Here is a 23,009-nt window from a genome sequence, read left to right as displayed (position 1 = left end):
CTCTAAGTTCCTTAGTTTTTAACTGGTATTACTGGCGACTTTTTACTGGCAATAATATTGGCTGCAGTGCCAGTAGTATCCAGCCAGAAGTCCATTTCTTGGTACTTCACAAATAAATCTGGTGGCAAAATGCTACGTCGATTTTTAAACTCCACCTTTCTACCGACGTTATGCAAACCTTTTACACCCAGGTTTTGATCAAATTCATTCTCTGAATAATCGACATTATCGAAATCATGCGCAAACAAAGGCTCGCCAATAAAACGGTAAATTAATTCTAGAGTGCGAGCTGGATGCTGAGTCAGCAGATCGTAATCCACTAATAACAATCGATCTGAATATTCGCCGTAATAAGCCTCTTTTAATGCCGTCCAAGCGGCCCCCACACTCCCACCCGTATTAATAAGAGCTTCGCAGCGGCTATATACGGTTTGGCGAGTAGCTGCGTTAAACATCCGACTGTAGTCAAAAGGGTTTTTACGGTAAATTTTTTCAAAGCTATCCATAATCCATGCAGGATTTCGCACACAACAAATCACTTTAAAATCATCAACTAATTCAACTAACTGATGAAGACGCGCTGTCCATAGACGATTGGTATCAAAAATAACTGCTTGGCTTTTATCGCTGTAGTAGGCATCGATCAATGCTCGACAAATGGCTTTGCGCTTTTGTTCATCAAAAAAGGAATAGCTTTCACTTCCTGCGCCCATTTGCTCCAAGGCACCATTCACAAGTCCCGCAACAGGACTACTCATAGCAGCGTGAAAGCGTGGATTTTGCCTCAATATTCCCGCAAGCAGCGTGGAGCCAGAACGAGGTAAACCCGAAATAAAATGTAATTGAGCCGTCATTCAATCCCTTGCTTTCTGAAATCATTATTTATATAGAAATGTCAAAGCGTACGACTAAGACACCTAACCATAATCTGGGTAAAAATTAACTTATGTGGATAAATAGAGCTCTTACCCACACAATCTAGAGCAGTTATCCAAAGCAGCGTTGAATTCACGGTATAATCATTTCGACTTACCGATTTCAACTCGCGAAACTTAACCAATGATAAACAAAATAGCCACCAAATAAGGATAGTGCAAAACAAATACGAAACATCTGAAAACATATTTTGTCGTTCGGAATATATTCACCACTTTTTGTTGGACAAATAGCAACCACACAGGACATCCCATGTTTGACTGGAAGAAGATTGATACTGTACTGCTCGATATGGATGGCACCCTGCTCGACCTGCACTTTGATAACCATTTTTGGTTGAGTTTGGTGCCACAGGAGCTGAGCAAGCAGCGGGGATTAAGCCAGAGCCAGGCACAACAACTGGTGGAAGAAGCCTACGGCAGAGTCGCGGGCACGTTAGACTGGTATTGCCTCGATTATTGGCAGTCTGAGCTGCAGCTCGACATTATGGGGCTTCACCGCAACTTAGTTGACCGTATTCAGCTGCGCCAAGACAGTATGCCATTTCTCGATGCCCTCGCCGCTGCGGGCAAAAAACGTATCTTAGTCACCAATGCCCACCCTAAGAGTCTTGCGCTTAAGCTTGAGCACACTGAACTGGCGAGCGGCTTAGATGCGATGATTTCGAGTCATGAAACGGGTTATCCCAAGGAGCACCCACAATTTTGGCAAACGCTATTTGAAAAATTCGCTCTAGTGCCAGAGCGCTGCCTGTTTATCGATGATAGCGAGCCGATTTTGAATGCGGCGCGCTTAGCGGGCGTGGGGCATCAGCTCGGGATCAGCAATCCCGATAGCCAAAAGCCGACCAAAAACTTCAATGATTTTCCGGCCATTAGCGACTATCGTCTGCTGTTTGCCGATCTAGCGGGTTAATCCTTTAAAAACAAAAGGCACCCTAAGGTGCCTTTATCGAATCATTCAAGCTTATCTAAGATTAAAGCCCTGGAATACGGCCTTGATAAACCAAAGGGAAGTAACCATCGCTGCCGCGCTTGCCCAGCATCCCGAGGGATTTACGCATATCTTCTGGCTGTTCGTTGGTTTCTTTAATCTTAGCGGCAACCTTAACCATATTGCCTTCATCTAGCTGTAGCGTGCCGATAATCCCCAACTGGTTTTTGCTCTCATCGGTGGCGATCTGGGCTTTACCCTCAACACAACTTAGCCCCAGTTCGATATTACCCAGTGGATAATTGCCGAATTGGTTCTTCACATTGGTTTGATTTAAAAACAGCTTACCCGATAACTGCTCGCACCAAGGTTTACCTTGCTCTAGGGTTTCCACCAGCAGGCTGACTTCACCGTTAATTTCGGTTCTAAAGGGCAGTTTAGCATTGCCAATCAAGAAGCTATCGGGCGCTTCAAAACGCAATCCTTGAGCGCTGATACCGCCCATAGACCAAGTGATTAACCCTTTGGCACTCACTGGGGTTGCACGGCTACCCACCTGAAAATCCAGCTTCACTTTACCTAAAAACAACGCCCAAGGGCTCAGCTCCCAGCGAACTTGTTCCAATTGGCGTTGCTGCAGATTTAAGGTTTCGATGCTGCCAGACCAAATACTGCCGCTCACTCCAGAAATTCCCACATTTGCAGGCAGTGGCGCGAGGCGCACAGCGACACTGGCGGGAAATAGCGCCAGTAAAAACACTAAATAAACCAGTACACCTATAATGATTTTTTTTATCAAACTCACAGCTACACCTTAACCTATTGCGCTAGTTGGATACGTCTTACTTTGACATAGCCAGGCGCGTCGGCCTCTGCCAAATCAACACTCTCAAGTGATAGGCCTTTTTTCTGCACTAAGTCACTCAAATAATTGAGTAAGGCATCGAATGGCACATCATCCATCCACACTTGGATTTTATCGCCCTGGGGCTGCATGCGAGTGATCACTAATCCGTAAGTGCCCGCCGTTTGGTTAACGACCGAGCTTAAGCTGCCTGACATAGTCGGCTTAGCGCCGCTTTGCTTTAAGCCAGCGATTTTATTTGCCGTTTGCTTTACATAGGTAAGTGTCTGCTGCTGCGCCGTTAAGTTGCGCAGTGCATTGGCTTCGGCATTGGCAATGGGTGTCCAGATGCCCCAGTAAAACACGCCGATCACTAAGAAAACGGCGCCGAAGCCGACGATTTGCTGCTCGCGCGATGCAAGCCCTTGCCACCAAGTCCGCAAATTATCCATCTTATTTGCTCCTCAAGGTTAAGGTACTGGTGACCTGATCTTCACCGCTGTTCATCGTACCGCCATCCATTTGGAAGCGACGGCCGACAATCTCTTTAAACTTCTCAATTTGCGCGTAATTCTTGGCCGTGACTTGCATACGGATTTCATTACGGGCGCTCTCAAATCTTAGGGTGTTTGGTTTCAGCTCGGGCACTTGTTTAAAGGCGTCCTGTAAACCATCGAGCATCGCAAAAAACTCAGCACCACTACCTTGGCCTTGGAGTGCGCGCAGTTGGCTTTCCATCTGCGAACGTAAATTCACGATGCGTGAATTCCCCGGTACCACTTGTTGGTAAATGGCTTCACTCTGCGCCTTCAAATCGGCAATCTGACCATTCACCTGATGAATGGTTAAGCCCTTATTTACCAAGGACAAGACAATGGCAACGCCTAACACGATTGCGGCATTTTTCCATTGCAACAGATGCTTACTGTATTCACGCTTCGGCGTATACACACCCGTGAGTAAGTTGATGGGCGCATGTAAGATGCCACGCGCCAGTACCAACATAGGTAAATCGAGCGGCTGCGGCTTAAGCTCAACGCCGTCCAGCTCCATCTCAGTGTAACTGGCAACCGACACTTCGTCGGCCTGCGCCGTCAGTTGCTGCATCGCGACTGGTAGCCAAGGTAAAGGCAGACTGTGGCCAGTCCCTAATCCTGTACGCAGTAATAACTCGTTACCGAAACGCATGGCCGCCCATTGGCATTCCTGCAATGGCAAGGCGAGGCAATCGGGCACGATACGCTTCACTTTTAAACCCGCTTCGGCCAAACAGCTGAGCCAAGTTTGCATTTGTTCATGGGCAACGGCCACCACACTGAGGGCATCGCCATTGCGTGGGCCAACGGTAAAGTGCATCGCATCCACATCATCGGCGATGGTTTCTTCCAACATAAAAGGCAGGGCTTTTAAGGCCTGGCGTTGGCCTTTTTCGGGCAGATTCACGCTGGTGAGCGTCATGGCGGAGGCTGGCACCAATACATCGATAGGCCGATTTCCCGCGCGCTCGGTTAAGGTTGATAAACCTTGGGCGTTGGCAAGTTCACCAGAGGCGATAATTTCTTGTTCTTGTTCGGACCAAACCAGCCAAGAGCATGCCTGCTCTGCGGTTCTGCCTAAGCGAATAAATAGCCGTTCACTCACAGTTTTTCTCCACCAGCTTCCATCTTAAAAGATTGAGCTTGTTTGCTATTATTTTTGTCCACCAAACTGACGGGTGAGCACATCCATTTTGTTACCGCTGCCCTTTTTGAGCATGCTCTCCATCCTAAAAATGGCGTTATCGACCTTAGCGCCCGAGGCGAGGAGGAAGTACTGACTGTCCACCACAAAACTGGACTTCATCGCATCTTCCCACTTAATCGACCCCATTGAGGAGGATTCATAAAAATCATCGATCTTGGCAAAACCATCGCCGGGGCGTTGGTTGATAATGCTTTCGGCCTCACCAACCGATATCTGATTATCCAGCATGGCCGCCAGCAGCGCCGCTTGCTCGACATCTATGGTGTTCACGTTTAGCAGTTGTCTGTCATTCCCTGGAATGACGCAAATATAAGGCAATAATTTCAGATAAATATCTTGGGTGTAACCTATCACCGCCCGCAACTCACTCCTGTGATTCATCAGGGTATTTGCGGCGCGATATGGCACATTTCGTGCCTCGTACTCGGCATCTTCGGCGCCATATGGGCTCGCGACCGTGTCCTCGTCGATATAATCCTTTAGGGTTTGGGTTAAATGATCCGCGGTAAAATCATCCATCCCTAAACTCACTAATAACGCTTTGTATTGCTTTGCCGCTAAGGGCAATTTAGGTTGACCGTTTTCCACATCTTTTGTGGTGACGGACAAAGCATTTAAGTTAAAACACGAACGCATATCGGTGATCTTGCCTGCAATCTCACCATATTCCGCCGGAAACACCACGTCGCTCATGGCCCAATACTGTTGCTTATGTACACGGCCTTCCGAATCGTCCAAGTCCTGCTTGAGGATCTTCTTCGCCAGCTCTTCGGCAGAAATTGCATACCAATAGGCCTGATCGTACTGGGCTAAGTTTAAAGTGCGGCGCATTGACAACTGATTTCGGCTGGTAATATTGGTGGCGATAATCACCACCATGGCCACGATCAGCAACACCACAATCAGCGCGACGCCACGTTGTTTAGCAGGATTTCGCCTAATCATGCGCCATCCTCATTTTCAGGGTCACCTTTGCCTGGGTCTTCTTCCCCGTTACCCGAGCCATCACCGTTATTATCTTGGTCGCCGTTGTCGTCTTTATTGTCATCGGCGTTGTCGTTCTTGTTGTCCTCATCATTGGATTTCTCTGGCGCCGCCGCGCCCAAGGGCAACATAAACTTACGCTGAATTTTGCCTAAGCCTTCAATCTCAATTTCCATTGCAATGGCTTTGGGTAACTTGGTCGCCTCGACCTTGCGTTCCCATTTGTCCTCCATAAAGAAGGAATACTCGACTGAGAGCACCTTGTCGATAATCACTGTCTTCATTGGCTCGGCACCAAATTCGGGCTCGGGATATGGAAAGTACCAACGCTCTAATTTTCCTTCGCGTACCACGTAGGCAACCGACTGTATGCTGCCACGGGGCAATAAGCCGTCGGGATTGAGCCAGCCTAAGCGGTAGAACACTAAGGCCTCTGATTCCGAATCTAAAATATCGTTACCCGTTTGGAAGACTGTGGTACCACGGCCGCCTTCGAGTAATCTGGGGGTACGCGCCACCATTTGCCCAAGGTCGCGCTCAATCGCGCCAAAGCCCTGCTGCAATGCCTTTAAACGAACCGAGAAGTTACGGGTCACTTCATCATTGGTCAGCACAGTGCTGAGTACCGCATTGGCGGCTAAACCTAACATGGCAAAAATCGCAATCGCGATCAGCATTTCCAGCAGGGTAAACCCCTTATGAGCCTTAGTTTGTTTTAAGGACATAACTGCTCACTTGTGCTGCAATACGCTGATAACGCTCATCTTCACTGACACTAATGCGGATCATGCGAAAGTTATCATCCGTGGTTTTCACCACTTCTTTACGCCAGTACCAATCCCTACCCGCGAGTTCTACTTGCCCTTCTTTTTTGCCGATTTCCGGAAATTGCGGATCGAGTCTGGCATCCACCATTTGATTATCCGCCACCCATTGGGCAAGGGTGCGCGACTCCAGAATCGGCATGTTCGCCATCTGCTCACCCAAGCTTTTGGTGATAGAGACGGCGGCGATGGCAAATACCGCCAAGGCCACAATGACTTCGAGTAGGGTCATCCCCTTAGCGTATTTCATCGGGTCGCCCTAGGGTTAAACGGCCAAGGGCATCGCCCACCACTAACACATCGAGTGGTCCCTTGTCGGTCTTGGTTATAAAGCTCAGCTCAAAGGCGCTCATTTCACCACTCGGCAACAGCAAAATCTGCGGCTCTGGATGCTTTTTCTTATCTTCCGCAGAAGGCTCGATTAAGGGCTCGTCGAACCACGACTCGTCCTTCTCATCCTCCTGCACTAAGGGTAAACCGTCGAGCACCAGATTCAGCACCACGCCGGGCTCCATTTGTTTTTCAGACAGAATCCTGTCCTTCTCCAATGGATTCCATTGACCATCTTTATAATAAACAAACTGATAGCTGGTTTTTTCCACCACGATACCGATAAATTGACCGCTCAAGACGGTTTCATCCAGCACTAGCTCTGTGGCGGCGATAAATTGCTGCGCGTTTTTTTCCAGCGCCTGTTGTGGACCTGAATTGCCAATAGACATAGTCACCGCAGCGGCGGTGAGTCCCATTAACAAAATCACCAGCATCACCTCCATCAAGGTGAAGCCGGCGTGGCGCAGCGTTAACATCTTATTGGAAGTTCTGTAAGTTCCAGTTACCGATATCGTCTTCGGTACCTGGTTGACCATCTGGGCCTGCACTAAAGATATCTAACTTGCTGTTTTCGCCAGGGCTTAACAGTAAGTAGTTATTGCGCCATGGATCCTGTGGTAAACGCTTTACATAACCTTCTTCACGGTAGTTACGTGGCTCGGGTGAAATCGTGGGTTTTTGCACTAAGGCTTCTAAACCTTGTTCAGTCGTTGGATAAACACCGTTATCTAACTTGTACATATCTAAGGCGTTTTCGAGCGCTACTATGTCAGATACCGCTTTCTGTTGGTCGGCTTTATCTTTGTTGCCCATCAGGTTTGGCACCACCATAGACGCCAAAATACCGAGGATAACGATTACCACCATCACTTCGAGTAAGGTAAAACCCTTGTGCTTTTTGTTCATTTGCATCGACTACATCTCCTAGAAAAACCTGCGCCATCTCTGAGTCCAAAGAGGCAATAATCCATAAATTTAAAAACTAGCCACTAATCAAATTGTTCAGTGCCAAAATAGGTTGCAGAATGGCCATCACGATAAAGAGTACAACCCCCGCCATGCTCACCACCAACATGGGCTCGAACACACCCAGCGCCAGTGTAACATTACTCTCAAATTCCCTATCCTGGTTATCTGCAGCACGCTCAAGCATTTCCTCGAGCTGACCACTCTTCTCCCCCGAGGCGATCATATATAACATCATCGCCGGGAATAGCTTAGTGTTAGTCAACGCTGCGCCTAGGCTAGTTCCTTCCCGTACGCGTGCCGTGGCATCATCCACCGCCGCTCGCACCCGAACATTTTGCAATACTTCGCTGGCAATGCGCATCCCATCTAACAAAGGCACCGAGCTGGCGGATAAAATACTCAGGGTACGCGCAAACCGTGCGGTATTGAGTCCTTTACTCACTCGGCCAATCACCGGCATTTTCAGCAAAAATGTATGGTATTTCATCTTGAAAATCGGTGACTTAAGCAGACGCTGGAACACCATCAGCAGAATACCAATAGCCAAGATAACAAACAGGCCATAGTGCTGGACAAAGTCTGAGGCGGCAATTAAGAAGCGGGTCGTCGCCGGTAACTCGGCGCCCATATGCTCAAATTGGCCAACCACTTTTGGCACCACGGCGGCCAATAACACCGACACCACCCCAATGGCCACTATCGTCAGCATAATGGGGTAAATCATCGCCTGTTGCAGTTTGGACTTCAGCTGCTGACGACGTTCGGTGTAATCGGCTAAGCGGTTCAGTACCACTTCTAAGTGGCCGGATTTTTCACCCGAGGCCACCATGGCGCGGTACAAGTCATCGAAAATATGCGGAAATTCTGCAAGGGAGTCGGCCAGACTATAGCCTTCCACCACGCGGGAGCGCACCGCCATGATCATGCTGGCGAGACGCGCCTTCTCACATTGCTGGCCCACCGCCTTGAGACACTCCTCAATCGGTAAGCCCGCCGCGACCAGTGTCGCGATTTGACGGGTGATCAACGCTAATTCCGCCACCGAAATCCCGCGTTTAAAGGGCGAGAATCCGGTGCCTTTTGCCTTGGCTTCCTTTTCGGTGACCGGCAAAATCTCCAGCGGCATCATGCGTTGGTCACGCAGCTGACTACGGGCATGTCTGGCGGTATCCGCCTCAATCACCCCTTTAAGCTGTTTTCCCTTGGCGTCCAGCGCCTTATATTCAAATGCTGGCATAGCTTACTCCTCGCGGGTCACCCTCAGGACTTCTTCCAGAGTGGTGATACCTGAGAGCACCTTGCTCATGCCATCGTGGCGAATGCTTGGCACCGACTGGCGGATATATTTCTCAATCGCCAGTTCGCCACGTCCACCGTGGATCAGCTCGCGCACATTATCATCGACCAGCAATAGCTCATGGATACCCGTACGACCACGGTAGCCACTACTACCACAGGCCTTACAGCCATTGGCGCGGTAAATATGGCGATGATCGTCCGCCGCCATTCCCAGTAGCTCACGCTCACGGGCATCGGGCACATGCTCTGTCTTACATTTTGGACAGAGTGTACGGATTAAGCGCTGGGCTAATACCCCAAGCAAACTCGATGAGACTAAGAAAGGCTCTACGCCCATGTCCTGCAGACGGGTAATCGCGCCCGAGGCCGTATTGGTATGCAGGGTTGAAATCACTAAGTGACCAGTCAAAGATGCCTGCACCGCAATTTGTGCGGTTTCTAGGTCACGGATCTCCCCGATCATCACCACATCCGGGTCTTGACGCAGAATCGCACGCAGACCACGGGCGAAGGTCATGTCCGCCTTAGTGTTCACTTGGGTTTGACCTATACCCTCTAACTCGTATTCGATCGGGTCTTCAACGGTTAAGATATTGGTATCTTTAGAGTTAATTTCGGTAAGACCCGCGTACAGCGTGGTACTCTTACCCGAACCCGTAGGGCCTGTCACCAGAATAATGCCGTGTGGACGACGGATAATCTCGTCGAACTGGGCACGGATACTATCGGTCATCCCCAGTTGTTTTAAGTCCAAATTGCCGGCATTTTTATCTAACAGACGCAGCACCACACGCTCGCCATGGCTCGATGGCATGGTAGATACCCGTACGTCCACCGCACGACCCGCAATCCGCAGCGAAATACGGCCGTCTTGTGGTACACGTTTCTCGGCGATATCGAGGCGCGCCATGACCTTAATCCGCGACACCAACAAGGATGACAGCTTACGGTTCGGCTTAAGCACTTCCTTCAACACGCCGTCGATACGGAAACGCACGACTAACTGTTTCTCGTAGGTTTCGATATGGATATCCGAGGCTTCTTCTTTAATCGCTTCAGATAACAAGGCGTTAATCAGCTTGATAATAGGCGCATCGTCATCGCCTTCGAGCAGATCTTCGGTTTGCGGCAGCTCTTCGGCGAGGGTGAATAAATCCATCTCGTTGCCAATATCTTCCATCAGCTGCTGCGCTTCAGAGGAGTTGGCTTGATAGGCCTGGGTTAATTTCGCCTCAAACTTGCCCGGTTCGAGCAATACCAGAGGCAAATCCGCGCCCGAGTAGCGGCGAGCTTCGAGCATCGCCGCTAATGGGGTCTTAGCGGTATAAAACAGGTTCAAGGCGCCATCATCGCCATAGGCTAAAATCACCTCATGGCGGTGGGCAAAGGCAAAGGGTAAACGCTCTTTGCTGCTGGAGCGAAATACCTCATCACCTTCGGCTTCAAGCCCTAGTTCGTTAGAAACTAGGCTTAAATCCTCGACTTGGGTTACTTGTATTTCACTCATTGTGTTTTGTCTTTGTTCTTGTTTTCATCCAGCGACTTGAGGGTCGAGTCCGTTTTACGCATATTGGTATCTAACCCTTTGCCTTCTTTGTAACGCTCTAAAATCTCATTCACTTCCGGCGGCAGGTATTCAGATTGATTCCATTCTTCCAAGATTGGCACTTGAGTATTTGGCATTAAGTTCACGCCGCGCTCTTGCTGCTCAAGCTGTAATGCTCTGAAATAGTTGTATTTACGGCCTGCGATACCTTCCATAGTCACACCATCACGGATAATGGTGGGCTTGATGAAGATCATCAGGTTCTTTTTGGTCTTCTTACTCGAAGACGACTTGAATAGGTGTCCGAGTACCGGAATGTCACCAAGGAATGGCACTTTCTGCACGCTTTCTTGGACTTCTTCGTTAATCAAACCACCGAGCACCACGATTTGCCCAGAATCGGCCATCACAGTGGTAGTTAAACGACGAGTCGCGAAGGAGATATCCACACCCGTGTTACCGTTTACACCCGAGACTTCTTGCTCAATCGCAAGTTTAACCGCGTTGCCTTCGTTGATCTGAGGCACCACTTTTAACTTCACCCCAACCTCTTTACGTTCAACGGTTTGGAATGGGTTACTGTTGTTTGAGCTGGCGGTAGAACCGGTCAGAATCGGCACTTCGTCACCGACGATAAAGGAGGCTTCTTGGTTATCTAAAGTCGTAATCGAAGGTGTTGCCAGTACGTTCGAGTTGGTATCGGCCGATACAGCTTGTATTAGGGCGCCAAAGTCACCCATGGCCACGCCCCACGCCATACCATTCACTTTACCTAAGGCTTGGGCAAGTAATGTCACATCACCTTTGGTATCAGGGTTGTCTGTACAGGTCTGATTATCCCCAGAACCAGTACAAGTTTGGGAAGCTTTCACATCCTGTGCCTGCCAAATACCGGCACCAATTTCACCAATGGTTGGGCCTAAGTTATTAAACTGAGTACCACCACCCGCTTTAGATGCCCATTGCACCCCAAAGCCAACGTTATCGCCTTCGGCGACTTCCACGATAATGGCTTCGACTAATACTTGGGCGCGGCGAATATCGAGTTGGTTGATCACACTCTCGATAGTACGCATTTGATCTGGCTCGGCACTGATCACTAAGGCGTTGGTATCAGTGTGGGCCATAATGTTGATTTCATTACGACGTTTAGCTCCGGCCTGGGCGCTAGGGTCTTTTTCACCCTCAAGCTTTTGCGCAAATCCGGTCAACACTTCAACCAAATCTTCGGCCTTGGCGTAACGTAAATAGCGAACCTTGGTATTACCTGTGCTGGCCTGCTCTGCATCAAGGCGGTGGATAAGCTCCACCACGCGTTGGCGGCTCTTTTCATCACCACTGACTACCACGGCGTTAATCCGCTCGTCGGCAACGACCTTAGGCGCTTGTCCTGGGAGCTGCGCTTGGTTAGCCGTCGCGCGGTAAAGGGTATCGATAATACGCACCATTTCACCGGCTGAGGCATATTCGAGTGGCACCACTTGTACCGAGGTATCGCCCTGTTTATCAACACGGCGAACGATTTCAACTAACTTGTTCACTACCGCGGCGCGGCCTGACAGCATCAGTACGTTCGATGGGTCGTAGTTCACTACGTTACCGCCACCGGCGTTATCGTTTAACTGGCGTAATAACGGCGCTAACTGCTTGGCTTCAGTGTTATACAACGCCACGATGCGGGTGACCATTTCATCGCCCAAACCTGGGTCGTTGTCGTTGGCGACACGAATTGCTGCGGTTTTCGCATCTTTGTCTTTAATGACCTTGATGACGTTGTTTTCCATCTCAACGATGGCATAACCGTACACTTGCAGCACGTTGAGGAAGAATTGGTAATACTGCTCATCGTTGAGCAGATCATAACTGCGCACGTTAATCTTGCCGCGAATGGTCGGGTCAACAATGATGGTTTTATTCAGGTTTTTACCAACAATGTTGATAAATTCTTGGATATCAGTGCCTTTAAAGTTGGCCGCATATTGTTCAGACCAAACAAATTGCGAGGTCAGCATAGTGGCGCCAGCCACAACTCCAGCAATCAGTTTGCGTCGAATCCGTTTGTTATTCATTATTTTACTTTCCTCTAACGCGTGTTATTGCGGCAAACTAAACATGATTTCAACCAATTGTCCTTCCCGTTCCACCATAATGGAAACTTCAGTTAACTCAGGCAATTGGCTCATCATTTCTAACGCCTGACTCATCACAGTCAGGTCGTATCCATTAATCGATTTCGCAAGGTCATTGGGTTTAAAGCCCGCTTGCTTAAAAAGGTTCACATCTTTACCCGGGTTTAAACGGTAGCCCACGACGCTTTCGCCCTGTCTGACGGGAGAAATCGCGATGTAATCGGTGATTTTGCTGGGATCGGCTAAGAGTTCGCTGCGGGATTCGGCCAGCTCTTGGGAAATTTCAGCATTTTTGCGCTGATCCACGCGGCTCACCACCTCGGCTTTTTCACTCTTAGCCTTTTGTAATTGCTGATTCGCTGGGCTTTGGCTGGTGTAAACCAGACCATCGAGCATTAAGGTCTCGTAACGGCCCGCGTTGGTGATGATAATCCGGTCGGCATAGACTTCTTTTAACGAAGCCGAAGTGCCTTTGATCTTATCGCCTAGGCTGTAGGTTTCTTGACTACCGCTGGACTCGATAATCGCGAGGCCTTTTTGATCGGCGGTCGAGGCCACCACACCCGTTAATTGGATCGAGAGGGACGTCTTAGGCGCATCGGTCACAGTCTCAACCACTTCCACTTTCGGTTTATCGGTTTTGGCATCGGCTCTGCCAAACAGTGCAAGCTGCTGTAATCCCGCCAGATCAACTTGCCCAGCCCCTTTACCTGTCGTGGTGACAGCCGTAGGAGACCAAGCCGTTGGGGATGAAGTACTAGGTACGAGTTTCCATGTAATTTGCGCGGCTAAGAGTAAACACAGAATAAAACCAAACCAGAAAACAACCTGACTCAATGGCTTATGCGGGATACCTGCAGCTTTAGCGATAACTTTATCTAATAAATCCATATTTATGTGGACCCTCAATACAGGTCTCTGTTCTGATTATAAAAATTAGAATGTTCGCCACATGCTAACCTAGGCCGCATTTGGCAACAACCCCATAACAGTATTGCAATTGGCGAAAATTCGCCATTTATGCTAACTTTGCCCGCCTCAAAAGGGTGTGAAGCGCACCACCCTTTAACATAATAGCAATGCGGCTTAGGCATTTTATTGTTCAGCATGTGAACTCATCGATCTTTTATCTTGGAGACACTATGACGCAAAGTGTAAGCGACAGTGGCAGCGTTCGACTCGATAAGTGGTTATGGGCCGCACGTTTTTATAAAACCCGTGCCATTGCCAAAGAAATGATCAACGGCGGCAAAGTACATTACAACGGTGCTCGCACCAAATCTAGTAAGAATGCCGAGATAGGTGCCGTCCTTAAGATACGACAGGGATATGACGATAAAGAGATCGTCATAAAAAAATTATCTGAAATGCGCCAAAGTGCATCGATTGCGCAGGAATTGTACGAAGAAACGGCCGCCAGTATAGCCAAGCGTGCGGTAAACGCCGAAGCAAGACGATTGAATATTCTCAATAATCCTGCGCCCGACCATAAACCGGATAAAAAGCAACGACGCCAACTTATCCGTTTTAAAGAATGCTAAGAATTACGTAAAAGTTACCTAACAGTGAGATACAAGATGATACAAGATATTTTAAACCGCTACCTGTTCGACAATGCCGATGTGCGTGGTGAACTCGTACAGTTACAAGACAGCTATCAGCAGGTGATTGGCTCACACGCTTATCCACCCGTGTTGCAAATCCTGCTGGGTGAATTGCTGGCGGCGACGTCTCTGTTAACTGCCACCTTAAAATTCAGTGGCGATATCAGCGTGCAGCTGCAGGGCAACGGCCCAGTATCACTGGCGGTGATCAATGGAAATAACCAGCAGCAATTACGCGGTATTGCCCGCTGGGAAGGCGAGTTAGCCGACAATGCTAGCCTCGCCGATCTGTTTGGCCAAGGTTATATGGTTATCACCCTGACGCCAGATGAAGGCGAGCGTTACCAAGGCGTGGTCGCCCTCGACAAGCCAACCTTAGCCGCCTGTGTCGAAGACTACTTTAACCAATCAGAGCAATTACCTACTGCACTCTGGTTATTTGCCGACGGTAAGCAAGCTGCGGGTATGTTCCTGCAAGTATTGCCAAGCCAAGAAGACCACAATGCCGACTTCGAGCATTTGTGTCAGCTGACCGCGACCATCAAGGCAGAAGAATTGTTCACCTTAGATGCGCAGGACGTCTTGCACCGCTTATATCACCAAGAAGAAGTGCGACTATTCGATCCTATCGAAGTCAGCTTCAAGTGTACTTGCTCACGTGAGCGCAGCGCAGCCGCGATCAAAACCATTGATCAAGCCGAAGTCGAAGCCATTCTGGCCGAAGACGGTAAGGTCGAAATGGGTTGTGAATACTGCAATGCCAAATACGTATTCGATGGCATTGATATCGCAGCAATTTATGCCAACGGCACGGCTTCAAATACCCAGCAGTAAGTCAAAATTGACTGTTAAAAGGGCACCTTAGGGTGCCCTTTTTTGTACCGCCTCAATGATCCAGCTCACACTTTACCCGCGGATAGGATACAATCGACACACTTTGTCCCCTAGCACGCCTCGGGCGATAAATAAAAACAAATCGGCAGACGATCGATAAAAAAATAACCTTACAAATACAAGTCAATGGAGACCTCACTATGGCGGATGGATTAAACCGCGTTCATTACAACCCCTCAACAGCACAACTGGTCGAATTTGCCCTGCTACGCGGCGAAGGTGAATTGACTGCAAACGGCGCACTGGTCGCTAAAACAGGTACCCGTACCGGTCGCTCTCCTGGCGATCGTTTTATCGTAAAAGAAGACAGCTCAGCGGCTGACATCGAATGGGGCCCCGTCAACCAAGCATTTGAACCCGGTGCTTTTGAAGGATTATGGGCGCGCGTAGAAGCATTCCTCGCCGATAAAGAGTTGTTTGTATCTGACCTCGAAGTCGGTGCAGATCCAGAACATTACCAGCCAGTGCGTGTGACGACTCAATACGCTTGGCACCAACTGTTCGCCCGCAACCTTTTTATCATCCCAGAAGAATTTAACCGTCAAGACAAGCCTGTATGGCAAATCATCAACGCGCCAGACTTCGTCTGTGTACCTGAGCGTGATGGCACCAATTCAGATGCGGCGGTGATCTTAAACTTTGCCGAGCGCAAAGTGTTGCTAGCGGGCCTGAAATACGCTGGCGAAATGAAGAAGTCGATGTTCTCTGTACAAAACTTCCTGCTGCCAGCCCAAGGCGTATTGCCAATGCACTGCTCGGCTAACGTAGGTAAAGACGGCGACACCACCCTATTCTTCGGTCTGTCAGGCACGGGTAAAACCACCCTGTCTGCGGATCCAAAACGCTTCCTGATCGGTGACGATGAGCACGGCTGGGCACCTGGCGGCGTATTCAACATCGAAGGCGGCTGCTACGCCAAGTGTATCGACCTGAGCCAAAAGAACGAGCCAGTGATTTGGGATGCGATTCGCTTCGGTACAGTGCTGGAAAACGTGGTAATGGACGAGCACCGCGTGCCTAACTACAAAGACAGCAGCCTGACGGAAAACACCCGTGCGGCTTACCCACTCGAGCATATCGCTCAGCGTAAAGAAGACAACCGTGGCGCCGAGCCGCACGCTGTGGTGTTCTTAACCTGCGACGTGTCTGGCGTATTACCACCAGTTTCTATCCTGAGCAAAGAGCAAGCGGCTTACCACTTCCTCTCGGGTTACACAGCTAAAGTCGGTTCGACTGAAATCGGTTCAACTTCTGCGATTCAGTCCACCTTCTCGACCTGCTTCGGCGCACCTTTCTTCCCACGTCCTGCGGGCGTGTATGCTGAGCTGCTGATGAAGCGCATCGAGTCATTTGGTAGCCAAGTGTACTTAGTGAACACTGGCTGGACTGGTGGCCCACACGGTATTGGTAAACGTTTCGACATCCCAACGACGCGCGCCATTGTCGATGCGATTGTCAGCGGTGAACTGAAAAACGTCGAAACCGTACACTTAGAGACGCTGAATCTGGCCGTGCCAGTGGCGGTACCAGGTGTAGACACTAACCTACTCAACCCAGTAAACACTTGGAGCGATAAGGCTCTGTACGCCGAATACGCCCAAAAACTGGCCGAAGCCTTCACCAAGAACTTCGCTAAGTACCAAGTGTCAGATGCCATCCGTAACGCTGGCCCAAAGGCATAAGCGTAGCGAATTCATTTAGATAATGTAATCAAACACATTGTTGAGTAAAAAAGCGCGGGGTCAGCGATGAACCCGCGCTTTTTATTTGCCTGTTGATTTGATGACTAATACCAATCGTATTAAATATCTGTTCATTCAGCGGGAGTTAAACGGGCTTTAGACAAGGCGAAGGCTTGAAGGCATAGTGGCGCTCTGTCGAAAGCCTTAAACGCACTAAAGTCACTGCGGTAGATTTTTATGTGTTTTATTTCTTATCGATTAGTTAAACCAAGCTTAAATTAATGCTGCGTTTTTATAATCATCGATAACAATCATCAATTTTTAGGAAGCGACACCCAAATGGAAAACCATAAACCTGTCACTGGATTCCAGCGATTTCTCAATGGCGTCGAAGTCGTCGGCAATAAACTGCCCGATCCGGCGGTGTTATTTGCGATGTTTCTGGGCTTAGTCTGGCTGATCTCCTGGGGATTATCGGGTGTCAGTTTTGATGAAATCGACCCTCGAACTGGCAACCCCATTCAAGTCGTGAATATGCTCGAAGGCGGTGCACTGACAGCCTTTACCTCGACAATAGTCTCCACCTTTGTGACTTTTCCGCCGCTCGGTGTCGTGCTGGTTGCTATGCTGGGTCTTGGCGTGGCTGAGCATACCGGCTTTATTAATGCCGGGCTGCGCTCAATTTTATCTGTTACCCCCAAGATGTTACTCACTCCGGTATTGATCGCCGTGGGTATCCTCAGCCATGTCGCGGTTGATGCGGGTTATGTACTGGTTATCCCGCTCGGCGCGGTGATCTTCTATGCCGCGGGTCGTCATCCCCTAGCCGGTATTGCCGCCGCTTTTGCAGGCGTATCAGGCGGTTTTTCTGCGACCGTGGGTGTGCCATCGAGCCTTGACCCTATGTTAGCGGGCTTAACTCAGGCAGCAGCAAGATTATCGGCCGACCCAGCCGCCGCCACATTAACAATTAACCCACTGAATAATATCTTCTTTACGTCGGCTTCAGCCGTGTTAATTATATTAGTTGGCTGGTTCTTAACGGATAAAGTGATTGAGCCGCGCCTAAAAAACACGGCGGTGAATGGCGATCCCAGCACACTCCCAACGCTTGATGAGCTGGCGCCCCATGAGCGCCGAGGTCTCAAATTCGCCATGGGCGCCATGTTGTTATGTGCCTTAGGGCTAGTGTTTACCGCCTATGGTGACAACTCTGCCTGGCGTGGTACCGATGGCGCGCTAACCAGTGCCTCGGCTCCCTTAATGCGCTCCATTGTGGCGATTATTTTTGTGTTCTTCCTCGTGCCAGGCATAGTCTATGGCTATGTTGCGGGCACGGCGAATAACCACAGGGCCATTATTCAAGGCATGAGTAAGTCCATGAGCGGCATGGGTTATTACATCGTCATGGCCTTCTTCTGCGCCCAGTTTATTTACGCCTTCGGTCAATCCAATTTAGGCGCATTAATGGCGATTAAAGGCGCGTTGGCGTTGAAAGAATTGGCCCTTCCTATGGGTGTGACTTTGGTGGGAATTGTGTTTCTCACGGCGTTCGTCAATCTATTAGTCGGCTCGGCGTCGGCCAAATGGGCCTTGATTGGTGCCATCATGGTGCCCATGTTAATGGAGCTGGGCGTATCGCCCGATCTGACTCAAGCCGCTTACCGCGTGGGCGACTCGTCGACCAATATCATTACCCCGCTGATGCCTTATTTTCCGTTGATAGTGGTGTTTTGCCAAAAATACGTTAAGGAATCGGGCATAGGCACTCTAGTGGCACTGATGTTGCCGTTTTCAATCAGTTTTCTCCTGCTTTGGAGCGGTTTCTTATTGGCTTACTGGGCCCTAGGTCTGCCATTAGGAATTGGCAGCTCGCTAACCTTCCCCGCACTATCTTAGCCTTAGTATAAATATCGCTTGGCTGAGCTCATCGAAAGAGCTATCACAGATAAACAAAAATGGCGCCAACTCGATAAGAGCTGACGCCATTTTTATATCTATTGATATCAAACGATTGAGCTTATTTAGTGTCCGATCTTAATACTAACTCGACACGGCGATTCTGCTGCTGCCCCGCCTCATCACTGTTGCTAGCAACGGGAGCATGTTCACCTATGCCTACGGCTTCCAATTGTTGAGTTTGAATACCATGACTCGTGGTCAATAACTTCACAATCGCCACCGCGCGGCGTTGGGATAGACCTTGGTTATAGGCTTGATTACCTTTGTCATCGGTATGACCCACCACATAAAATGCACGCTTAGGATTTGCCTTTAAGTAACTCGCAAGCACCTCGACAACGGGCTGCGCCTCGGGCAATAACGTGTCGCTATCGTACTCAAATAACAGCCCTTCTAAGGCAACATGCCCCTTGGCTTCGATTTGGTCGGTCAGCGCCTCAAGATTGATCCCCACGCGATCATCCTTAAGCTCAGTCTCCTCTAACACCCGCAAGTCGGTCCATAACCCGCCGATATAACCTATGGTATAAGTGCTCACATGCACATTCCCCTCGGGGCGCGTTAAGGTATACCAAGCATAAAACTGGCTGTCTTCGTTACCGATATTCACTAGAGAATCGATGGCTTTGATAAACCTATCCTCCCTACCACAGGCCTTTCCCTGACACTCAAATTGCATCTCGAATCCGAGTTTAGTTAATGCCACCTTATAGTTAGTGAACACCTCGTAACCCGAATATTCCTTTGGTATTGAATAGCCATTTTGAGTCAACTTACCCGCACGCTCCACCAGCACAGGCTTATTGCTTGCATCCATTGACGACACAAAGGCAGTGCTGGCAAAGCCTTGGCGTTTAAAGTCCTGGATATAGCTTCCCTTTAAGCGGCTGATAAGCGGATGATCCTCGGCGCCATTCGTATCCTTCTTTTGATTGTCTTTAAACTCGATTTGCTTAGGCGCTTGCTGTAAAAATGCGGCATTAACTGTGACTAAATCTAACGGCTCGGGGATCACCTCGAGCGTCGTAATATGAATACCCGCGGAACTCTTCAGATTTGCGGCTTGTATGGCGGTATAAAACTCTTTTTGCTCATTCTTCACTCGAGCAAACAAGTAACCACTTTCAACACCAATAACGCCATCCAACAGGGCAATTTTCTCTTGCAATAGGCGAGAATCACCACAGGCCTCAAGCAGACACTCGAATAGGACTTCGCCACCAAGCTTTTTAATCTGCTCACGGTAATTATCGAGAATATGCGCAGGGTTATATTCGGGCGCTAATTTGTATTTTTGCTGATGGACCTGACCGAAGATAGGCTTAAAACGATAGTCAGCTCTTTGTTCACCCGCGCTGATAATAAAGGGATATTCAGCATAATGGCGCGTCAATTCATCCTTTAATTTCGCCGTCGGGAAAGGCGTAAATAATCCCTCATCCGCCGCCATTAACAACAAGGGCAACAGGCTCGTCGACATAGCCAATAACCCCGCTAAATAACTCCGCTTAGAAACACGCATCAATATTTACCCTCCATAGAAATACTGCTGCGAAAAGTAACACTAAACGGGTTGCACAATAACAAATATGAAACAAGTTAATACTTTAGCGTGATTGAGGCGATGGGTTGTACAGGCAAAAATAGCTGTCGAAAATGCAGACTGATTTAAAAACAGCCGCATTTTGACCGGAAGGAAGCCAAACGTTGTCGTGAAAGGGATTTCACATCAAGCCGCATGTTTTATCACAAGCGGCGTCGATTTTTATCCACTCAGACCGATACTCACGCCCTTCTTAGTCACCTTGGCTCATGCTATTTGGCTTGGCCACAAATAACACTGCAACACGTTGAATACTCGACGTTATCAGATGACTCCGCGCTAACTCAGTGCAATGGAAATTGCCGAATTGATGTAAGGACACAAGATGTTTAAACCTAAACTGCTCTCTTTGCTGATCGCCACCAGTTTGCTGACGGCTTGTTCTGGCTCAGACGATAAAGATGACACCACGACGCCAGAACCGACGCCACCCACGGAATACACACATAAAGTCACAGGTCAGGTCACTTATATCGGCGCTATCGCCGGGGCCAACGTGTGCGTGGATCTCAACCAAGACTTAAGCTGCTCAGAGGGTGAACCGAGCACCACTACGGGCACTGACGGTAAGTATCAAATCGATTGGAAAAGCGCGACCGAAAAACCTAACTATTACCTGCTGGCCGACTGGATTGATACCGCGCCTTCATCTGCACGCTCAGCATTGACGGTGAGCTCTGCCGCAGCTAACACCAGTGCCACCACTGGCGGCATGAATATCGTTGCCCTGCCCGATCATGCGGGTCATATCAACGCGCTGACTAATATTGAGTTTTCACGCTATCGCAAGATGATTGAGGCCGACTTAACGCCACAGCAAGTGATTGAGTTCCGCGCCAAACTCAAATCCTTATACGCCACTGGATTTAAACAAGTCGAAGCCGATTTATTTAGTCTTTCGCCCGAAATCACCCTGCAACCCACATTTCTCGACACCCTGCTGTTACACGATTACCTGCTAAACCTCACCAATGAGCGCACAGTGGAAATTTTGGCGGCTATCGAAGTGTTAATCGCCGCATTTGAAGCCTTCGAGAATTTAATCCTAGGGTACGGCTTTGGCACTGAGGCTTATCTGCAAACCAATCCTGTTGCCGTTACCAATAAGGTGGAGAGCACCTTAGTGTCCTTCGGTTATATGGAAGCGCCGGTTGATGGTAAGGCGATGAACAGCACTGACTGGGATACAGTGTTTAGCAGCATGCTCAATCATACCGACGCATCTCATGTGCTCAATATCGCCACCGTTCGCAACAGCCATTTTGTCAACTTAGATTATGGTACTGCTGACCAAACTCTTACTGGGGTATTTTCAGGTGACGCTGTGATGATCTTCGACAACTCGTCTGGAGAGGAGGTCCCTACCGAATGCTGGAATGAGCCGATGAAAAAATGGATCAATGCCTCGCGTAACGACCAAGGGTACGTCCTTAAAGAACCTGTGATTGAAGGTAACAAAATAAAGACCGTGTATGCTGGCACTGAAATCCCTGTCGAAATGAATTTCCATAAGTATCAGAACACGGCAGCCGACTGGCAGGATTTGCTGGTAAATCTCCCGAGCGACCTTAAGCTGGCGTCACTCAGTTGGCCTTCGCAAATCTATCGCATGGATATAAAACAAACGGCTGATGTGCTTTGCCGCGCAGAAGATCCCATCACCTATGAAACGGGCGTTGAAACCGCGAGCGAGCTTTCCTCTAGCGTGATCGTGGAGCTATTGTGGCCCTTCGCTTACCCCGAGAGTTACGTTGAGGACTCAACGAATAAATTCACCATTCTCGATAGCTTCGGTCAGCCTGAAAGCCAACATGAATGGAGCATTAGCACCAGCCCGAACGGCGGCAAGCTGCTAACTATCACTGAAATTGTGGAGGATCCGATTGCGAGCCAGATGGTGCAACCTCGCTACTACCTTGTGACCTCAAACTTGCTGACTGAAGTTGAGCTAAACACGGCATTTGATACGACTGACAATAAACAGTTATATCGCTTTACCTACGACCAAAGCTTCAGCAATACCCTGTACAACCACTTTAAATCGCTAGCAAAATAAACCTTAATTCCTCCGCGCCCCTGAGTTGATTCCTCGGGGCGCTTATCTCAACTTAAGTCGCGACGCTCCGCAAAGAGCCCATCAGAGGCTGATAAACGCATCTCGCTCATAGTAAAAGATAATCGCTTCAAGCAGTTCCTGTTCACTGGGCTGAGCTTTTTGCTGCTTAAGATTATCAATCACATCCTCGATTTGATCCGTGTTTAGCAGATAACCATAGTCACTGTGGCCCAAGCCATCCTCAAAGGCATCGATTTCGGCATCTGATAGGTCTCTCATATCGGCCACTATCGGGAACAATAATGTGGTCAGCTGTAGGGATTCACCTTGTTCCAGATCTTGATAAACCAGCCAATAACTTAATCCGGGTTGTTCGATACACTTTCTTATCCAGCGCTGTAACGACTCGGGCTGACCAAAGAATGAAGTGATATTCATAATGTCCTCGAAATGGCGTTGTCATAGTAAAACCGAGTGAGTCACTAAGTTGCATGGTCATAGAGGCTATTCACCACCCTCAAGATGCATATAAGTAAGAGATGGGAGTTCTCGCGACTCAGCCCGCCCCAAGAATACGAGAGGATATCTGCGTCCATCAAAGCCAAAATCACAATTCATCAATTCGATGGACAAAACCCAAGTCAAAATTAAACAAACATCATTTTATG

The 23,009-nt window shown here is 48.9% G+C and carries 21 protein-coding genes; 6 read left to right on the top strand and 15 right to left on the bottom strand.

Translation table 11 applies throughout. The features are described from left to right. Nucleotides 1–11 precede the first annotated feature (11 nt). Nucleotides 12–854: a sulfotransferase gene (locus tag K0H59_RS00780; RefSeq protein WP_088213094.1), complete on the bottom strand. Its 843-nt coding sequence runs from the start codon at nucleotides 852–854 to the stop codon at nucleotides 12–14. 334 nt (nucleotides 855–1,188) lie between these two features. Between K0H59_RS00780 and yrfG the strand changes: the two genes are divergently transcribed. Then, nucleotides 1,189–1,851 carry a GMP/IMP nucleotidase gene (yrfG, locus tag K0H59_RS00775; RefSeq protein WP_220054384.1) on the top strand — a complete coding sequence of 221 codons (663 nt, stop codon included), beginning with the start codon at nucleotides 1,189–1,191 and terminating at the stop codon, nucleotides 1,849–1,851. A gap of 61 nt (nucleotides 1,852–1,912) precedes the next feature. On the opposite strand, the gene K0H59_RS00770 is transcribed toward yrfG, so the two are convergent. The 12 genes from K0H59_RS00770 to gspC form a co-directional block, all read right to left on the bottom strand. Next, nucleotides 1,913–2,674, bottom strand: a complete 762-nt coding sequence (locus tag K0H59_RS00770; protein ID WP_220054383.1) for a type II secretion system protein N — start codon at nucleotides 2,672–2,674, stop codon at nucleotides 1,913–1,915. A gap of 14 nt (nucleotides 2,675–2,688) precedes the next feature. Further along, nucleotides 2,689–3,165: a type II secretion system protein M gene (locus K0H59_RS00765; protein WP_011715431.1), complete on the bottom strand. Its 477-nt coding sequence runs from the start codon at nucleotides 3,163–3,165 to the stop codon at nucleotides 2,689–2,691. 1 nt (nucleotide 3,166) lies between these two features. Next, complete coding sequence (gene gspL / locus K0H59_RS00760; protein ID WP_023266225.1) at nucleotides 3,167–4,354, bottom strand: type II secretion system protein GspL; 1,188 nt, start codon at nucleotides 4,352–4,354, stop codon at nucleotides 3,167–3,169. 48 nt (nucleotides 4,355–4,402) lie between these two features. Further along, nucleotides 4,403–5,401, bottom strand: coding sequence for a type II secretion system minor pseudopilin GspK (gspK, locus tag K0H59_RS00755; RefSeq protein WP_220054382.1), 999 nt, complete (start codon nucleotides 5,399–5,401; stop codon nucleotides 4,403–4,405). Further along, nucleotides 5,398–6,165, bottom strand: coding sequence for a type II secretion system minor pseudopilin GspJ (gene gspJ, locus K0H59_RS00750; protein ID WP_011715429.1), 768 nt, complete (start codon nucleotides 6,163–6,165; stop codon nucleotides 5,398–5,400). Before gspJ ends, gspK begins: the two co-directional genes overlap by 4 nt. Continuing rightward, the gene (gene gspI, locus K0H59_RS00745) at nucleotides 6,146–6,514 is read right to left on the bottom strand and encodes a type II secretion system minor pseudopilin GspI (protein ID WP_220054381.1); all 369 of its coding nucleotides are present in this window, start codon (nucleotides 6,512–6,514) and stop codon (nucleotides 6,146–6,148) included. The genes gspJ and gspI overlap by 20 nt, the downstream gene beginning before the upstream one ends. Further along, the gene (gene gspH / locus K0H59_RS00740; protein ID WP_220054380.1) at nucleotides 6,501–7,073 is read right to left on the bottom strand and encodes a type II secretion system minor pseudopilin GspH; all 573 of its coding nucleotides are present in this window, start codon (nucleotides 7,071–7,073) and stop codon (nucleotides 6,501–6,503) included. Before gspH ends, gspI begins: the two co-directional genes overlap by 14 nt. 1 nt (nucleotide 7,074) lies before the next feature. Further along, nucleotides 7,075–7,509, bottom strand: coding sequence for a type II secretion system major pseudopilin GspG (gene gspG / locus K0H59_RS00735; protein ID WP_011715426.1), 435 nt, complete (start codon nucleotides 7,507–7,509; stop codon nucleotides 7,075–7,077). Between the two features lie 70 nt (nucleotides 7,510–7,579). Continuing rightward, nucleotides 7,580–8,803, bottom strand: coding sequence for a type II secretion system inner membrane protein GspF (gene gspF / locus K0H59_RS00730; protein ID WP_088213086.1), 1,224 nt, complete (start codon nucleotides 8,801–8,803; stop codon nucleotides 7,580–7,582). 3 nt (nucleotides 8,804–8,806) lie between these two features. Next, on the bottom strand, nucleotides 8,807–10,372 hold the full coding sequence (gspE, locus tag K0H59_RS00725; RefSeq protein ID WP_086902859.1) for a type II secretion system ATPase GspE: 1,566 nt from the start codon (nucleotides 10,370–10,372) through the stop codon (nucleotides 8,807–8,809). Then, nucleotides 10,369–12,480 carry a type II secretion system secretin GspD gene (gspD, locus tag K0H59_RS00720; protein WP_088213085.1) on the bottom strand — a complete coding sequence of 704 codons (2,112 nt, stop codon included), beginning with the start codon at nucleotides 12,478–12,480 and terminating at the stop codon, nucleotides 10,369–10,371. Before gspD ends, gspE begins: the two co-directional genes overlap by 4 nt. A 24-nt stretch (nucleotides 12,481–12,504) precedes the next feature. Beyond that, nucleotides 12,505–13,431, bottom strand: a complete 927-nt coding sequence (gene gspC, locus K0H59_RS00715) for a type II secretion system protein GspC (RefSeq protein ID WP_088213084.1) — start codon at nucleotides 13,429–13,431, stop codon at nucleotides 12,505–12,507. A gap of 251 nt (nucleotides 13,432–13,682) precedes the next feature. Between gspC and hslR the strand changes: the two genes are divergently transcribed. The 4 genes from hslR (at nucleotide 13,683) to K0H59_RS00695 (ending at nucleotide 18,619) form a co-directional block, all read left to right on the top strand. Continuing rightward, nucleotides 13,683–14,081, top strand: a complete 399-nt coding sequence (hslR, locus tag K0H59_RS00710) for a ribosome-associated heat shock protein Hsp15 (protein ID WP_088213082.1) — start codon at nucleotides 13,683–13,685, stop codon at nucleotides 14,079–14,081. Nucleotides 14,082–14,117: 36 nt separating this feature from the next. Then, a complete protein-coding gene (gene hslO, locus K0H59_RS00705) occupies nucleotides 14,118–14,978 on the top strand; it encodes an Hsp33 family molecular chaperone HslO (RefSeq protein ID WP_220054379.1) in 861 nt (286 codons plus the stop codon). A gap of 200 nt (nucleotides 14,979–15,178) precedes the next feature. Further along, entirely contained in the window at nucleotides 15,179–16,720 is a 1,542-nt protein-coding gene (locus K0H59_RS00700) for a phosphoenolpyruvate carboxykinase (RefSeq protein ID WP_011715419.1), read from the top strand. A gap of 339 nt (nucleotides 16,721–17,059) precedes the next feature. Beyond that, nucleotides 17,060–18,619, top strand: a complete 1,560-nt coding sequence (locus tag K0H59_RS00695) for an AbgT family transporter (protein ID WP_220054378.1) — start codon at nucleotides 17,060–17,062, stop codon at nucleotides 18,617–18,619. Nucleotides 18,620–18,740: 121 nt separating this feature from the next. Here the strand turns inward: K0H59_RS00695 and K0H59_RS00690 are convergent, their stop codons facing one another. After that, nucleotides 18,741–20,204 (bottom strand): OmpA family protein, encoded by a 1,464-nt coding sequence (locus K0H59_RS00690; RefSeq protein WP_220054377.1) that lies wholly within the window; start codon nucleotides 20,202–20,204, stop codon nucleotides 18,741–18,743. A 406-nt stretch (nucleotides 20,205–20,610) separates the two neighbouring features. Between K0H59_RS00690 and K0H59_RS00685 the strand changes: the two genes are divergently transcribed. Next, nucleotides 20,611–22,341: a hypothetical protein gene (locus tag K0H59_RS00685; protein WP_220054376.1), complete on the top strand. Its 1,731-nt coding sequence runs from the start codon at nucleotides 20,611–20,613 to the stop codon at nucleotides 22,339–22,341. An 81-nt stretch (nucleotides 22,342–22,422) separates the two neighbouring features. Here the strand turns inward: K0H59_RS00685 and K0H59_RS00680 are convergent, their stop codons facing one another. Then, on the bottom strand, nucleotides 22,423–22,779 hold the full coding sequence (locus K0H59_RS00680) for a hypothetical protein (RefSeq protein WP_220054375.1): 357 nt from the start codon (nucleotides 22,777–22,779) through the stop codon (nucleotides 22,423–22,425). Between the last annotated feature and the right edge of the window lie 230 nt (nucleotides 22,780–23,009).

Source organism: Shewanella sp. FJAT-51649 (assembly GCF_019457435.1).
GTDB lineage: Bacteria > Pseudomonadota > Gammaproteobacteria > Enterobacterales > Shewanellaceae > Shewanella > Shewanella mangrovisoli.
The sequence above is the reverse complement of the archived record's forward strand: the minus strand, read 5'-3'. Positions and strand labels throughout refer to the sequence as shown.

Bases quoted from the DNA above. Each gene is read 5' to 3' on its own strand.
- K0H59_RS00780 (WP_088213094.1), bottom strand. From the start codon at position 854: ATGACGGCTCAATTACATTTTATTTCGGGTTTACCTCGTTCTGGCTCC.
- yrfG (WP_220054384.1), top strand. From the start codon at position 1,189: ATGTTTGACTGGAAGAAGATTGATACTGTACTGCTCGATATGGATGGC.
- K0H59_RS00765 (WP_011715431.1), bottom strand. From the start codon at position 3,165: ATGGATAATTTGCGGACTTGGTGGCAAGGGCTTGCATCGCGCGAGCAG.
- gspK (WP_220054382.1), bottom strand. From the start codon at position 5,401: ATGATTAGGCGAAATCCTGCTAAACAACGTGGCGTCGCGCTGATTGTG.
- gspJ (WP_011715429.1), bottom strand. From the start codon at position 6,165: ATGTCCTTAAAACAAACTAAGGCTCATAAGGGGTTTACCCTGCTGGAA.
- gspI (WP_220054381.1), bottom strand. From the start codon at position 6,514: ATGAAATACGCTAAGGGGATGACCCTACTCGAAGTCATTGTGGCCTTG.
- gspH (WP_220054380.1), bottom strand. From the start codon at position 7,073: ATGTTAACGCTGCGCCACGCCGGCTTCACCTTGATGGAGGTGATGCTG.
- gspG (WP_011715426.1), bottom strand. From the start codon at position 7,509: ATGCAAATGAACAAAAAGCACAAGGGTTTTACCTTACTCGAAGTGATG.
- gspF (WP_088213086.1), bottom strand. From the start codon at position 8,803: ATGCCAGCATTTGAATATAAGGCGCTGGACGCCAAGGGAAAACAGCTT.
- gspE (WP_086902859.1), bottom strand. From the start codon at position 10,372: ATGAGTGAAATACAAGTAACCCAAGTCGAGGATTTAAGCCTAGTTTCT.
- gspD (WP_088213085.1), bottom strand. From the start codon at position 12,480: ATGAATAACAAACGGATTCGACGCAAACTGATTGCTGGAGTTGTGGCT.
- gspC (WP_088213084.1), bottom strand. From the start codon at position 13,431: ATGGATTTATTAGATAAAGTTATCGCTAAAGCTGCAGGTATCCCGCAT.
- hslR (WP_088213082.1), top strand. From the start codon at position 13,683: ATGACGCAAAGTGTAAGCGACAGTGGCAGCGTTCGACTCGATAAGTGG.
- hslO (WP_220054379.1), top strand. From the start codon at position 14,118: ATGATACAAGATATTTTAAACCGCTACCTGTTCGACAATGCCGATGTG.
- K0H59_RS00700 (WP_011715419.1), top strand. From the start codon at position 15,179: ATGGCGGATGGATTAAACCGCGTTCATTACAACCCCTCAACAGCACAA.
- K0H59_RS00695 (WP_220054378.1), top strand. From the start codon at position 17,060: ATGGAAAACCATAAACCTGTCACTGGATTCCAGCGATTTCTCAATGGC.
- K0H59_RS00690 (WP_220054377.1), bottom strand. From the start codon at position 20,204: ATGCGTGTTTCTAAGCGGAGTTATTTAGCGGGGTTATTGGCTATGTCG.
- K0H59_RS00685 (WP_220054376.1), top strand. From the start codon at position 20,611: ATGTTTAAACCTAAACTGCTCTCTTTGCTGATCGCCACCAGTTTGCTG.
- K0H59_RS00680 (WP_220054375.1), bottom strand. From the start codon at position 22,779: ATGAATATCACTTCATTCTTTGGTCAGCCCGAGTCGTTACAGCGCTGG.